The 15276-nt window shown below is 72.5% G+C and carries 2 protein-coding genes (1 of these 2 cut by a window edge); both read left to right on the forward strand.

The features are described from left to right. The gene (locus A176_RS14020) at positions 1 to 5364 is read left to right on the forward strand and encodes a non-ribosomal peptide synthetase (RefSeq protein ID WP_044889154.1); all 5364 of its coding nucleotides are present in this window, start codon (positions 1 to 3) and stop codon (positions 5362 to 5364) included. Further along, positions 5357 to 15276: the 5' portion of a type I polyketide synthase gene (locus A176_RS40550; protein ID WP_250635858.1), read on the forward strand. The gene runs 619 nt beyond the window's last position; 9920 of the gene's 10539 nt are visible here — the first part of the coding sequence; its start codon is at positions 5357 to 5359; its stop codon lies beyond the right edge, outside the window. The genes A176_RS14020 and A176_RS40550 overlap by 8 nt, the downstream gene beginning before the upstream one ends.

A 15276-nucleotide genomic window follows, 5' to 3' on the forward strand; every position in this document is an offset into this window, starting at 1 on the left:
ATGCAACTTTCGACTCGCGCCGACCCCGCCTCCGAATTCGTTTGCCCTGAGGATGCCACGTTCGTGGACGTGTGCCGGACCCGCGCCACGGCGCAGCCCGGCGATTGGATCTACACGTTCCTCGACGACATGGGCGAGCACGCCCTTACGTACGCGGAGTTGGACGCGGGCGCACGCGCCGTGGCGGCGCTGCTCCAGCGGCACCTGTCGCCGGGTGAACGTGCGCTGCTGCTGTATCCCCCGGGGCGTGAATATGCCCTGGGCTTCCTGGCGTGTCTCTACGCCGGCGTGGTGGCGGTGCCCGCGTATCCACCGGACCCGATGCGCCTGGGCCGCACGTTGCCGAGGCTCCAGGCGCTGATCGCCGATTGCGGCGCGCGGGTGGCGCTGACGACGACGTTCATCGCGGACATGGTGGAGCCCCTCACCGAGGGCGCGCCGGACCTGCGCGCCCTGCGCTGGCTGGCCACGGACGCGGTGCCCGCGAGCGAAGCGGAGGCGTGGCGCGCGCCCGAGCTGAGCGGGGACACGGTGGCCTTCCTCCAGTACACCTCCGGGTCGACGGGGACGCCGCGCGGCGTGGTGCTGCGGCACCGTCACCTGCTGCACAACTCGTGGCTGATCGCGCGGGGCTTCGACGCGAGCCCCCAGCCCGTGGGCGTCCTCTGGCTGCCGCCGTACCACGACATGGGGCTGATTGGCGGCCTGCTCCAGCCGTTGTTCCGCGACATTCCCACGGTGTTGCTACCTCCCATGTCCTTCCTCCAGCGCCCCCTGGGTTGGCTGGAGGCGGTGTCGCGCTTCGGCGGGACGGTGTGCGGCGGGCCCAACTTCGCGTTCGACCTGTGCGTGCGCAAGAGCACCCCGGAGCAGCGGGCGGCGTTGGACTTGAGCCGGTGGGAGGTCGCGTTCTGCGGCGCGGAGCCGGTGCGCGCGGACACGCTGGAGCGCTTCGCGGAGGCCTTCGCGCCCGCCGGCTTCCGGCGCGAGGCCTTCTATCCCTGCTACGGACTGGCGGAAGGCACGCTGATTGTCTCGGGCGGCGCGCGCGCGGCGGTGCCGGTGGCGCGGCGCTTCTCGCGGGAGGGGTTGCTGCACGGCGAGGCGAAGCCGCCCGAGCGGGATTCGGCGGAGACCGTGCTGGTGGGCTGTGGGCAGTCGCTGGGAGACCAGGACCTGCGGGTGGTGGACCCTCGGACGGGCCGTCCCTGCGAGCCGGGCCGCGTGGGTGAGCTCTGGGTGCGGGGCCCGAGCGTGGCGGACGGCTACTGGCAGCGGCCGGAGGAGACGGAGCGCACGTTCCACGGGCGGTTGGCGGACTCGGGCGAGGGGCCCTATCTGCGCACCGGTGACCTGGGCGTCCTCGACGGCGGTGAGGTGTTCATCACCGGCCGGCTGAAGGACTTGCTGGTGCTGCGCGGGCGCAACTTCTATCCGCAGGACCTGGAGCACTCGGCGGAGCGCAGCCACCCCGGCGCGCGGCCCGGCTGTGGCGCCGCGTTCTCCGTGGACGTGGAGGGCGAGGAGCGCCTGGTGCTGGTGCAGGAGGTCTCCTCCAAGGTCGCGTCGGAGGCGGACGCGGGCGAAGTCGCCGCCCACATCCGCGCGGCGCTGGGCGAGGCGCACGGCGTGGCGCCGCATGCCGTGGTGCTCATCTCCGCCGGCTCGCTGCCGAAGACGTCGAGCGGCAAGGTGCAGCGGCGCGCCTCTCGTGAGGCCTTCCTGACGGGGGCCCTGGACGTGGTGCTCGCGTGGCGGGAGGCGGGCGTTGACGCGCAGCGCGCCGGGCCGCCCCTGGCGTCACCCGCCGACGCACCTGTGACCGCGGCGGCGAGCGATGACGTACTCGCGGTGCTCGCGGCCCGGGTGGCACCGCTGCTGGGCGTGGCCGTTCAGGCGCTGGACGTGGAGGCGCCACTGACACACGCCGGGCTTGACTCCCTGCGGGCGTTGGAGGTGCTGCACGCGGTGGAGGAGGGCTGGGGCGTCTCTCCGCCCGTCGCGTATCTGCTCCAGGGCCCGAGCCTGCGAGACGTGGCGCGCTGGGTGGAGCAGGCCCGTGCCGAGGGCGCCGAGGCCGGCCTCGAGCCTTCCGCCGACACGCACGACGGTGACGCGGACGTCATGTCCGACGGGCAGCGGGCGCTGTGGTTCCTCCAGCGCCTGGCACCGGGCAGCACGGCGTACCTGGTGTCACACGCGGTGCGCTTCACCACGCCCGTCGACGCCGGGGCCCTGGGCCGCGCGTTCGCACAACTCGTCGCCCGCCACCCCGCGTTGTCCTCCGCGTTTCCGGAACATGAGGGCGCGCCGGTGCTTCGTCGCGCCGACGCGCCCCCCATCTTGGAGCGGACCGAGGCCGCGGGCTGGACGGACGACGTGCTGAGCGAGCGGCTCCACGAGGAGGCGCATCGTCCCTTCGACCTGGAGCGCGGCCCGCTGATGCGGGTCCGGCTCTACACGGGGGCGCGGGGGGGCGATGTCCTGCTGCTCGCCATGCACCATCTCATCACGGACTTCTGGTCGTTGGAGGTGCTGGCCGGGGAGCTGGGGGCGCTGTACAGCGCGGAGGTCCAAGGTGCTTTGGCGCGGGTGCCATCTCCGCCGCCTTCCGCCGCGGGCATCCTCCAGGCGCTCGCGCGGCGGCGTTCCGGAGCGAGGACGGAAGTCCTTCAACGCTGGTGGCGCGAGCGGCTGGGCGGTGAGCTGCCGGTGCTGGAGCTGCCCACTTCCGGACCACGGCCCCGGCTTCAGTCGTTCCGGGGCGCCAGCGTTTCGTTCCGCGTGTCGCCGCAGACCTCCGCGCGCTTGAAGGACCTGGCGCGAGCGCATGGCGCCACGCCGTTCATGGTGCTGCTGGCGGGCTACCTGTCGTTCCTGCGCCGCTACTCGGGGCAGGAGGACCTGATTGTCGGCACGCCCACCGCCGGGCGTCCGCGCGCGGACCTGTCGCGCCAGCTCGGCTACTTCGTCAACCCCGTGGCACTGCGCGCCCACGTGCCTCGCGCGCTGTCCTTCTCCGGGCTGGTGGCCCAGGTCCGGACCACGGTGCTGGAAGCGTTGGAGCATCAGGAGCTGCCGTTCCCCCGGCTCGTCGAGCAACTGCAGCCGCGCAGGGACCCTTCGCGCGCGCCGGTCTTCCAGACGATGTTCGCCCTGCAGTCCGGCCGCCCAGGAAGCGAACCCCTGGGCGCATTCGCCGTCGGGGCACCGGGGGCGCGGGCGCGGCTGGGCGAGCTGTCGGTCGAGTCCGTCCCCTTGCGTCCGTCCGGCGCGGCCTTCGACCTCTCCCTGGTGATGGCGGAGGTGGACGGCGCCTTCGCGGCGCGGCTGGAGTACTGCGCCGACCTCTTCGACAACGCCGCCGCCGCCCGCATGGTGCACCACCTGGGCGCGCTGCTGGACGCCGCCGCGGCTCAGCCGGACCTGCCGCTGGTGGACCTGCCCTGGCTCGCGGAGAAGGAGCGCCGCGCGCTGCTCGCGCGTGGAAGGAAGCGTCACGACGCACGGGGAGAAGTGGTCGCCGGGATGGTCCAGCGGGTGGAGTCCTGGGCCCGTGCGACACCGGATGCACCCGCGCTCGCCGCCGGGCCGAAGCGCTGGTCCTACCGTGAGCTGTCGGCGTGGGTTGACCGGCTGGCCGCGCGGCTGCGGCGCCAGGGCGTGGGCCCCGAGGTCCGCGTCGGCACGCTGCTGGAGCGGGGGAGTCCCGAACAGGTGGTGGCCTTCCTCGCCGTCCTGAAGGCGGGCGGCACCGTGGTGCCGTTGGACCCCACGTATCCTCCGGGCCGGGTGTCGTGGACGTTGTCGGACGCGGGCGCGCGGGTACTCCTGGCGCACGAACGGTACGCCCAGCGGTTGGAGCCGCTCGACGCCGTGACGGTGCTGCGCTGGGAAGCGTTCGACGGTGCTTCGGACGGCGTCTCGGAGGTGTCACCGCCCGGAGGGGCCGAGCCCCTCGCCGATTCCGCGGCCTACATTTGCTACACGTCCGGCAGCACGGGCCGACCCAAGGGCGTGGTGGTGACCTACCGGGGGGCCGCGCAACTGTGCGAGTCCTTCGCCAGGGGCCTGCCCATCGGTCCGGGTTCACGGGTGTTCTTGTTCGCCTCGCCCGCGTTCGACATGTCCGTGTCGGACTACGTGGCGGCCTGGTCCTCGGGCAGCGCGCTTCACGTGTCGCCGGGAGCGCCGCCCATGGGCGACGCGCTGTACCGGCTGCTGGTGGAGCAGCGCATCACCTCGGTGATGCTGCCGCCCTCCGTGGCCCTGCTTCTTCCGGAAGGACCGTTGCCGGACCTGAAGCTCTTCATGGTCGGCGCGGAGTCGTGTCCCGCGAGCCTCGTGTCCCGCTTCGCGGAAGGCCGCGCGTTCATCAACGCGTATGGCCCCACCGAGGTGACCGTGTGCGCCACGTGGGCACGTCTCGCACCGGACGACGCGGGCCCGGTCGCCATTGGCAGCGCCTTGCCGCATCTGGATGTCTACGTGCTCGACGAGGCGCACCAGCCCGTCCCCGAGGGCGTGGCGGGCGAGCTCTACGTGGGTGGACTGTCCCTGGCCCGTGGCTACCTGGACCGCCCGGACCTCACCGCCGAGCGCTTCGTTCCGGACCCGCATGGTGAGGTGCCCGGGGCCCGGCTCTACCGGACGGGCGACGTCGTCCGTTGGCGCGCGGATGGTCAGCTCGACTACCTGGGCCGCGCGGACGCGCAACTGAAGCTTCGCGGCTTTCGCATCGAGCCCGGCGAGGTGGAGGTGGCGCTGCGCGAGTTGCTGGGCATGCGGCAGGCCCACGTCACCGCGTGGCGCCCATCCACCGTCGCGGAGCCACGGCTGGTCGCGTACGTCGTGCCGCCGCCGGGAGACGTCCTCCCGCCAGGCGAGATGCGCGCGCGGCTGCGTGAGCGGCTGCCGGAGCAGCTTGTGCCCACGGACTTCGTGGTCCTGGAGTCCTTGCCCATGTTGGTCTCCGGGAAGGTGGACACGCGGGCGCTGCCGAAGCCCGCGCTCACCGTGTCTCCGGAAGGCAAGCCTCGCACGCAGATGGAGACCCAGGTCGCGGTTGCGTGGGCGGAGGCGCTGGGGCTGCCCGCCGTGGATGTGCACGCGCACTTCTTCGACGACCTGGGCGGCAGCTCGCTGTCCGTGGTGCGTGCCTGTTCGCGGCTGGTCGAGGCGCTGGGCCGCGACGTCCCCATCACGCACTTCTTCGAACATCCCACCGTCCACGCGCTCGCCCGGCGGCTGCAAGCCGAGGCGCGGCCGGACGACTCCACCGATGTGAAGCACCAGTCGCGCGCGGAGGCCCGCAGGCAGGCCCTCCAGCGGCGCGGAGGAAGGAACCCCCGAGGCCATGGCTGAGCACGAGAGCATGAGCGAGAACACCGGCGGCACGGGCAACGACATCGCCATCATCGGCATGGCGGGCCGCTTCCCAGGGAGCGCGGACCTCCAGAGCTTCTGGCGCAACCTGCGGGAGGGCGTGGAGTCCATCGTCCGGCTGTCACCGGAGGCGCTGGAATGGTCTCCCCTGATGGCCGAAGCGACGCGCCACCATCCGGACTTCGTCCCGGTGGCCGCGGAGCTGGAGGGCGGCGACGGCTTCGACGCGGCCTTCTTCGGCATGGCCCCGCGCGAGGCCGAGTGGATGGACCCGCAGCAGCGCGTGTTCCTGGAGTGCGCCTGGACGGCGCTCGAGGACGCGTCGCTGGACCCGGAGCGGTTCGAGGGGAAGATTTCCCTCTACGCGGGCGCGAGCGCGTCCATGCACGGCCTGGGGCGGGTGGGGCAGGGGGGCCTGGACCCGGCGTCGCTGTATGAGCTGATGACCAACACGGCGGAGAACCTGGCGACCCGGGCGTCGTTCAAGCTGGGGCTGCGCGGGGAGAGCCTGTCGCTCTACACCGCGTGCTCCACGGGCCTGGTGGCCGTCCACATGGCCTGCCAGAGCCTGTTGATGCGCCAGTCGGACGTGGCGTTGGCGGGCGCGGTGCGGTTGGCGATGCCGCAGCGCACGGGCTACCTGTTCCAGGAGGGAATGATTCTCTCCCCGGACGGGCACTGCCGTGCATTCGACGCGCGCGCGGCGGGCACGGTGCCGGGCAATGGCGCGGCCGTCGTGGTGCTCAAGCCGCTGGAGGACGCGCTCCGGGACGGCGACCGCGTGTACGCCGTGATTCGTGGCTCCTCCATCAACAACGACGGTGGCCAGAAGGTGGGCTACACGGCGCCCAGCGTGGAGGGGCAGGCGGACGTCATTGGCGAGGCGCTGGCGTTCGCGGGGCTGGAGGCGGGGGACATCGGCTACGTGGAGGCGCACGGTACGGGCACCTCGCTGGGCGACCCCATCGAGGTCGCGGCGCTGACGCGCGCCTACCGGCGGCAGACGGACAAGACGGGCTACTGCGCGCTGGGCTCGGTGAAGACGAACGTGGGCCACCTGGACACGGCCGCGGGCCTGGCCGGCCTCATCAAGACGGCCCTGGCGCTGAAGCACGAGGAGCTTCCGCCCACGCTCCATTTCGAGCGGCCGAACCCGGCCATCGACTTCGCCAACAGTCCGTTCTTCGTCGTGGACCAACTGCGCTCCTGGCCGCGAGGCCCGGTGCCTCGGCGCGCGGGCGTCAGCTCGTTCGGCATTGGCGGGACGAACGCGCACGCGGTGCTGGAGGAGGCTCCGTTGCCCGGGCCCACCACGCCCAGCCTCCGGCCCACGCAGGTGGTGACGCTGTCGGGGCGCTCCCCCGAGGCGCTGGACGCGGCGACGCGGTCGCTGGCCGGGTGGCTGGAGGCCGCGCCGGCCGATGTGGCGCTGGAGGACGTGGCCTTCACGCGCAACGTGGGGCGCCGGGCCTTCGAGCATCGGCGGACCTTCGTGGCCGGGAGTCTCACGGAACTTCGCGAGAAGCTGAGCGCGCCGGCGAAGGCCCAGGTGGTGGAGAATCTGGTGGCCGCGCGCGAGCAGGGCGTGGCCTTCTTGTTCCCGGGACAGGGCGCGCAGTCGGTGGGGATGGGCCGCGAGCTGCACGCCGCGGAGCCCGTCTACCGCGAGGCCCTGGAGTCCTGCCTGGACGGCCTGGGCGCGACGCTGGGCGCCACGGTGCGCGGCGTGTTGTTGCCGGCTCCGGGGACGGAGGACGCCGCGGCGCGGACCCTGGCGGACCCGTCGGTCGCGCTGCCCGCGCTCTTCGCCGTGGAGTACGCCCTGGCGCGCCTGTGGGAGGGCTGGGGTGTCCAGCCTCGCGCGATGCTGGGCCACAGCTTTGGTGAGTATGTGGCGGCGTGCCTCGCGGAGGTCCTGCCGTTGGAGGACGCGCTGGCCCTGGTCGCGGCTCGCGGCCGGCTGATGGCGCGGATGCCGCCGGGCAGCATGACGGCGGTGGGCTGCGCGGAAGAGACGGTGCGCCCGTTGCTGACGGGGGCGCTGTCGTTGGCGGCGGTGAACGGGCCGGACCGGTGCGTGGTCTCCGGGCCCACGCCGGACGTGGAGGCGCTGGAGCGCGAGCTGGCCGCCCGGGGCGTGGGCGTGCTGCGACTGCCCGCGGGGCACGCGTTCCACTCGGCGGCGGTGGAGCCGCTGATGGCGGAGCTGCGGCGCGTGGTGGCCGGACTGCGGCTGTCGGCGCCCCAGCGGCCCTACGTGTCCAGCGTCACGGGGACCTGGATTCGCGAGCAGGAGGCCACGGACCCGGACTACTGGCTCCGCCAGATGCGCGCGCCCGTGCGCTTCGGGGACGGGCTGGAGACGTTGAAGGCGGATGGCTGCACCGTGTTCCTGGAGGTGGGCCCGGACCAGGCGCTGACGGCGCTGTCGAAGCCCGGGCTGCGTGGAGGACAGGGCCGCGCCGTGCCCTCGTTGCCGCGAGTTGGCTCGAAGCGGGGGACCCACGCCGCGCTGATGGAGGCGCTTGGCGCGCTGTGGGAGCAGGGCCTGGTGCTGGACTGGCAGCAGGTCTACGCGCACGAGACGCGGCGCAAGGTCGCGCTGCCCACGTATCCCTTCCAGCGGCGGACGTTCCGCGCCGCGATGCCCGAGGCGGCGCCGCTCCGTCAGGCGCCTGTCTCCACCCCGGCGGAAGTGGTGGCGGCGGCTCCCGTCGTGCCCGACAGCGTGGCGGCGACGGACGCCTCGCTGGAGCAGGCGGGGGCGCGCACGGAGGTGGAGCGCAAGGTCCTGGCCATCTGGCGTGAGCGCCTGGGCCGTGCGGACTTCGGCATCCACGACGACTTCCTGGAGCTGGGCGGCAACTCGCTGATGGCCGCGCAGCTCCTGACGCGGCTGCGGGAGGCGTTCCCCGTTCCGCTGCCCCTGAGCGACGTCTTCGACTCGCCCACGGTGGCGGGAATCTCGGCGCGCATCCAGGAGCGTCTGGGCACGTCAGGCGCCGAGTCCACGGAGCCAGTGCTGCCTCCGCTGGTCCGCCTCTCGCGTGACGGCGACCTGCCCCTGTCGGTGGTGCAGGAGCGGGTCTGCGCGCTGGAGCAGGCGCTGCCCGGCAACCCGGCCCTGAACATGTACGTGGTGCTGCGGCTTCAGGGCGCGCTGGATGTCCCGGTGCTGGAGCGCGGCCTGGAGGCGGTGGCTCAGCGTCACGAGGCGTTGCGCACGTCCTATCCCCGTGAGAACGGCGTCCCGGTCCTCCGTGTCGCGCCGTCGCTGGCGTTCCCGCTGGCCGCCGAGCCGCTGTCGGGCGCGACGTGGCAGCAGCGTGTGTACGACGAGGTGTCGCGGCCGTTCGACCTGGAGCGGGGGCCGGCGGTGCGTGCCCGGCTTTGGAAGCTGGAGGCGGACGAGCATGTGCTCGCCGTCACCATCCACCACGTGGTGTGTGACACGTGGTCGCTGGTGGTGTTCGCGAAGGAGTTGGGCGCGCACTACGCCGCGCTCAAGCAGGGGCACCCGGCGCCGCTTCCGGCCTTGCCGGTGCAGTACGCGGACTTCGCGGCGTGGCAGCGCAAGGCGCTGAAGGACGGCGCGCTCACGTCCCAAATCTCGGCATGGCGGGAGCGGCTGTCGGCGTTCCCTCGACCACTGGAGTTGCCGGTGGATCGCGTCCGGGGCGAAGGCCCCGCGCTGCGCGGTCAGGTGTTCAAGCTGGGGTTCTCCTCCGCGCTATCGGCGGCGGTCCAGGCGCTGGCCCAGCGTGAAGGCGTCACCCCGTTCATGGTGTTGTTGGCGTCGTGGAAGGCGCTGCTGTCGCGCTGGACGGGCCGCGACGACATCGTGGTGGGGACGCCCATCGGGAACCGGAGCCGGCCGGAGCTGGAGCCGTTGATTGGCTACGTGGCGCATGCCGTCCCGCTGAGGACGGACCTGGCCGGCGCGCCGTCCTTCCGGGAGCTGTTGATGCGCGTCCGGGACGTGATGATGGAGGCCTACGCGCACCCGGACGTGCCGTACGAAGAGCTGGTGCGGGAGATTGAACCCGCGAAGGACACAGGGCGCGCGCGCGTCTTCGACACCTTGTTCGTGCTGCACACCCGCTTCGACAAGGCCGTGGAGTTGCCGGGCGTGCGGATGAGCCTGGCCGAACTCGACGACGTGCCGCCCGAGTTTGGCAGCGTCCTGTCGGACCTGACGGTGGGGCTGGGCGAGCACGCGCACGGCTTCTCCGGCACCATCGACTTCGCGGAGGAGCGCTTCGAGCGGGAGACCGTGGAGCGGTTGGCGGCGCACTGGACCACGCTGCTCGAGGCCGCGGTGGCGCGGCCCGAGACATCCATCGCCACGCTGCCCTTGGAGCACGTGCGTCCCGCGCAGGCACCAAGCCCGGAGACGCTGGTCGCCGCACCGGCGCAGATGCCGGTCGTGGCGGCGCTCCAGCTCCAGGCACGGGCCGCGGCGGACACGGCCTCCGTGGCGGTGACGGCGCCGGATGGCCGAGAGGTGACGTGGGGCGAGCTGCGGGATTCCGCAGAGCGTCTGGCGGCGGAGCTGTCCGTCCACGGCGTGGGGGCCGAGGTCCTGGTCGCGGTCTGCCTGGAGCCCTCCGTGGAGCGCGTGGTGGCGCAGTGGGCGGTGCAGTTGTCGGGCGCGGCCTACGTCCTGTTGTCCGTGCCGCAGCTTCGCGAGCTGGAGGGCCTCTCGCCTCCGGGAACGCCGCCTCCGCTGCTCCTCACGCACACGCATGTCCGCACGGGCGTGACGTTGGACGCGACGCGCGTCATCCGGGTGGATGAGGTGTTCGCGCGGACCGGTGCGCGCACGAACGTGCCCGTGCGCGAGACGCCGCGGCCCTCCGCCACGGACATGGTCTGCCTGGAGCCGCTGGTGGGGCCTCGGGGGGAGCACCTTCGCGCCATCCACACGCACCACACCGTGGCGGCGCTGTTCGGGCGGCTGGACGCGGAAGCGCCGCCGAAGGATGGCAGGTGGCTCGCGGCGGAGGAGGCGCAGGCACCGGGTTCGGGGTTGGAGCTCCTCTGGGCGCTGACGCGCGGGTTGCGCGTGGTGCTGCCCGCGGAGCGCGCGCGCTTCACGTCATGGGGCGCGGGCGCGGCGCCTGCCGGCAGACGGACGGACTTCAGCCTGTCGTTCTTCGCCAACGACGAGGACTCGCTGGGGGGCCGGAAGTACCGACTGCTGCTGGAGGCGGCGAAGTTCGCGGATGCGCACGGCTTCTCCGCCGTGTGGACGCCCGAGCGGCACTTCCACTCGTTTGGAGGCCTGTATCCCCGGCCCGCCGTGGTGGGCGCGGGCGTGGCGACGGTGACGGAGCGGCTGGGCATTCGCGCCGGAAGCGTGGTGCTGCCGCTGCATGACCCCATCCTCGTCGCGGAGGAGTGGGCCGTCTTGGACAACCTGTCCGACGGCCGCGTGGGCGTGTCCTTCGCTTCGGGCTGGCATGCGAATGACTTCGTGTTCGCGCCGGACCGGTATGCGAAGCGGAAGGAGGTCCTGCACCGCGGCATCGAGGAGGTGCGCACGCTGTGGCGCGGCGGCACGGTGTCGCGGCGCAACGGCACGGGAGAGGAGGTGGCCATCTCCTTGCGTCCACGGCCCGTCCAGAAGGTGCTGCCCATCTGGCTCACCGCCGCGGGCAGTCCGGAGACCTTCCGGCTCGCGGGAGAGATGGGGGCGTACGTGCTCACCAACCTCATGGGGCAGCACCTGGAGGACCTGGCCAGCAAGGTGGCGCTCTATCGGGACGCCTGGCGGCAGCATGGCCATGCGGGTCGAGGCCACGTCAGCCTGATGATGCACGCGTACCTCGGTGAGGACCCGGTCGAGGTGCAGAAGAAGGCGCGTCCACCGCTGCTCGACTACTTCCGCGGCTCGGTGGACATCTCCACGGGCTTCCTGGCCAGCCTGGGGCTCAACGTGGATCCCCGCTCCCTGTCGTCCGCGGACATGGACGCGCTGCTGGCGCACGGCGTGGAGCGCTACGTGGAGAACGGCGGCCTCATCGGTACGCCGGAGAGCTGTGGCCCCATGGTGGAGCGCGTGCAGCGGCTCGACGTGGATGAGATTGCCTGCCTGGTGGACTTCGGCGTGGAGGTGGAGGCGACGCTGGAAGGCTTGCGGCACCTGGATGCGCTGCGGAGCCGTCATTCGCCGGAGCCCGCGTCCGCGCTCCCCTCTGCGTCGCTGCGGGAAGGGCCCGGGGCGGCGGAGTCCTTGCTGTCGCTGGTCCGGGAGACGGGCATCACCCACCTGCACTGCACCGCGGCGCTGGCGCGGTCGATGCTGGCGCTTCCCGACGCGGCGAAGGCACTTCGCCCCGTGCGTCACATCCTGCTCGAAGGCGCCTCCGAGGAGTCGGCGGCGTCGCTGGCGCGCGCCATGCCCTGGCGTGTCGCGCACCGTCAGCCGGGCCTGGGGCTCGGCGCCTGGGCCGTGGCCATGGCGCCAGCGGACGCCGCGCGATGGGACGTGGTGGACGGACGCGGCCTGCCGGTGCCGGTGGGCGTCATCGGTGAACTCGTGGTGCAAGGCGCGGGGGTGCCGCGTGGCTTCTGGAACGCACCGGAGACCGCGTCGATGCGCGTGCTCTCCGGAGGTTCCGACGGTGCTCGGCGCCTGGTGACGGGCCGTCGCGCGCGGCGCAAGCGCGATGGCTCGTTGGAGCTGCTGGCCGCCGTGCCTGTCGAGGCGCGGCGTCCGGCTCCGCCGAAGGCCGCCGTGCGGATGGACGGGGGCGGGCTTCAGAAGCCCGCGGGGTCGCAGCCCATTCCGCTCGTGCCCAGGGACCGTCCGCTGCCGTTGTCCTTCGCGCAGCAGCGGCTCTGGTACCTGGACCGGTTGGAGCCGGGCAACGTGGCCTACAACAACGCGGTCGCCTTCACGCTGACCGGCACGCTCGACGCCAAGGTGCTGGAGCGCGCGCTGAACGGGGTGATTCGCCGGCACGAGGCCTTGCGCACCACGTTCACCCTGGAGGGCGACGCCGCGGTGCAAATCATCGCGCCCTCGCTGGAGATTGTCCTCACCGTCCGGGACACGGAGGGCGCCAGCGAGGAAGAGGTCGCCCTTCAGGCGCGGGATGAGGCGCGCGGCACCTTCGACCTGGCGCGGGGGCCGTTGATTCGCGCGACGCTGCTGCGGCGGGGGAGCACCGAGCACATCCTGTTGCTCACGCTGCACCACATCATCTCGGACGGCTGGTCCGCGGGGGTGATGGTCAACGAGATGGCTCGGCTCTACGAGTCCGAGATGACGGGGCAGCCGCCTTCGCTGCCCACCCTGACGGTGCAGTCCGCGGACCATGCGCTCTGGCAGTTGGAGTGGATGCGTGGCCCGGCGCTGAAGGCCGAACAGGACTGGTGGGGCGAGGTGCTGGCGGACGTGCCAGTGCTCCAGCTCCCGGTGGACCGGCCTCGTCCGCCCGTGCAGACGCACGACGGCGCGCAGGTTCCCTTCGCCGTGTCTCGGTCGGTGATGGACGCCGTGGTGGGGGCGGGCCGGAAGGAAGGGGCCACGCCCTTCATGGTGATGATGGCCGCGTGGCAGGTGCTGCTGCACGCGTACTCCGGCCAGGAGGACTTCGCGGTGGGCTCGCCGGTGGCGGGGCGTGACCGGCCCGAAATCGAGCCGTTGATTGGCTGCTTCATCAACTCCATCGCCGTGCGCGCGGATCTGTCCGGGGACCCCACCTTCGCGGAGGTCCTGGGCCGGGTGCGCCGCACCTCGCTGGCTGCCTTCACACACCAGTCGATGCCGTTCGAGAAGGTGCTGGAGGTGCTGAACACGCCGCGCGACCTCAGCCACAACCCGGTCTTCCAGACGATGGTGGTGCTGCACAACACGCCGGGGTCCGTGTTGTCGGTGGCGGGGCTCCAGATGCGGAGCCGTTACGTGCACACGGGGGCCACGAAGATGGACCTCACGCTGGAGGTCACGGAGACGCCCGAGGGCCTGCGCGGCGGCATCGACTTCAACACCCGGCTCTTCGACGAGGACTCCATCGCCCGGCTCGCGAGTTCGTTGGTCCGGGTGCTGGAAGCCATGGCGGCCCGTCCGGACTTGCGGCTGTCCCAGCTCGAGCTGCTGGCCGCGGAGGAGCGCGCCCGGCTGTTGGTGGAGTGGAACCCCGCGCCGCGGGCCGAGCTGCCGGCCGGGGACACCGTGCCTGCGCGCTTCCTGGCCCAGGCCGAGCGGACGCCGGACGCGGTGGCGGTGGACGACGGCGCCCGGGCGCTCACGTACCGTGAGCTGGCGGCGCAGTCCCAGCGGCTGGCTGGACACCTCGTCTCCCGGGGCATGGGGCGCGGGCGCATCGTCGCGCTCGCGGTGGCCCAGCCCTCGGAGGTGGTGACGGGGCTGCTGGGGGTGATGCGCTCGGGGGCGGCGGCGGTGGTGCTGGACGTGGACCATCCGCCGGAGCGGCTGTCCACCCTCCTCGAGGACACCCAGGCTTCGGTGGTGGTCACCACCGAGTCGTGCCGTGCGCGGGTGCCCTCACGAGCGGGCACGGAGGTCATCACGCTGGAGGCGCTGCCCGACACCTCCGCCGAGGTGCGGGTCCCGCCCGAATCCACGGATGCCGCGTGCATCGTCTACACCTCCGGCTCCACGGGGAGTCCGCGCGGCGTCGTGCTGGAGCACCGGAACCTGGTCGCGGCGACCCTGGCTCGCGACGCGATTCACGGCACACCCGGTGTGGTGATGTCGCTGTTCCCCTTCACCTTCGATGCGTCGCTCGCGGGTCTGCTCTGGTCCCTGTTTGGCGGAGGGACCTTGCGGTACCCCGACGCCAGTGAACGGGAGGACCCGCGCGCGCTCACGGCGCGAATCGACAGCTCACGCGTCACCCACCTCATCTGCGTGCCCTCGCTGTATGGCCAGATTCTGGCCGCCGCGCCGGTGGGCGGCCTCGTGGGCCTGAGTTCCGTGTTCATCGGCGGAGAGGCGTGCTCACGAGAGCTGGTGCGCGTGCATCAGGAGGCGCTGCCGGCGGTGTCCCTGTTCAACGAGTACGGGCCCACCGAGGCCGCCATCTGGTGCACGGCGCATCAGGTGGGCCAGGAGCCGGACCGCGTGCCCATTGGCCGCCCGGTGCCGGGCGCCCGGATCTACCTGCTGGATGCCTCCGGCAGGCTCGTGCCGCAAGGCGCGCTGGGCGAGGTGTACGTGGGCGGCGCGGGCGTGGCGAGAGGCTACCTGGGCCTGCCCGCACGCACCGCCGAGCGCTTCGTGTCGGACCCCTTCGATGGACGCTCCGACGCGCGCATGTACCGCACGGGGGACATGGCCCGCTGGCGGGCGGATGGGCGGCTGGAGTTCATCGGTCGCGTGGACCATCAGGTGAAGGTGCGGGGCTTCCGCATCGAGCCGGGGGAAATCGAGGCGGTGCTGCTCACGAACCCCAGGGTGCGCGACGCGGTGGTGGTGGCCCGTGAAGACGGCGCCGGACCGAAGCGGCTCGTCGCTTACGTCGTCCTTTCGGGCGAGGGGCAAGGCCCCGGGGACGATGCGTCGGCGCTGAAGGACTGGGTGCGCGCGCGGCTGCCGATCTACATGGTTCCCGCCGCGTTCGTGATGCTGCCGGTCCTTCCGCGGACCCGGCACGGCAAGGTGGACCGCCGGGCACTGCCGGTTCCGGAGCGGCGCTCCGCGGACGCGGAAGGGGCCCTCGTCACGCCGCGATCGGAGGTGGAGGAAACCCTCGCGGCGTTGTGGCGCGACGTCCTGTCGGTGCCGCGCGTGGGCATCCACGACGACTTCTTCGAGCTGGGCGGCGACTCCATCCTGGGCCTGCAAATCGTCACGCGCGCGCGCGCCGCGGGCATCGAGCTGTCGCCCAAGCAGCTCTTCCAGAACCCGACGGTGGCGCG

Origin of the sequence: Myxococcus hansupus, assembly GCF_000280925.3 — a bacterium.
Taxonomy (GTDB): domain Bacteria; phylum Myxococcota; class Myxococcia; order Myxococcales; family Myxococcaceae; genus Myxococcus; species Myxococcus hansupus.

Coding starts and splice junctions, on each gene's coding strand:
- A176_RS14020 (WP_044889154.1), top strand. CDS start 1: ATGCAACTTTCGACTCGCGCCGACCCCGCCTCCGAATTCGTTTGCCCT.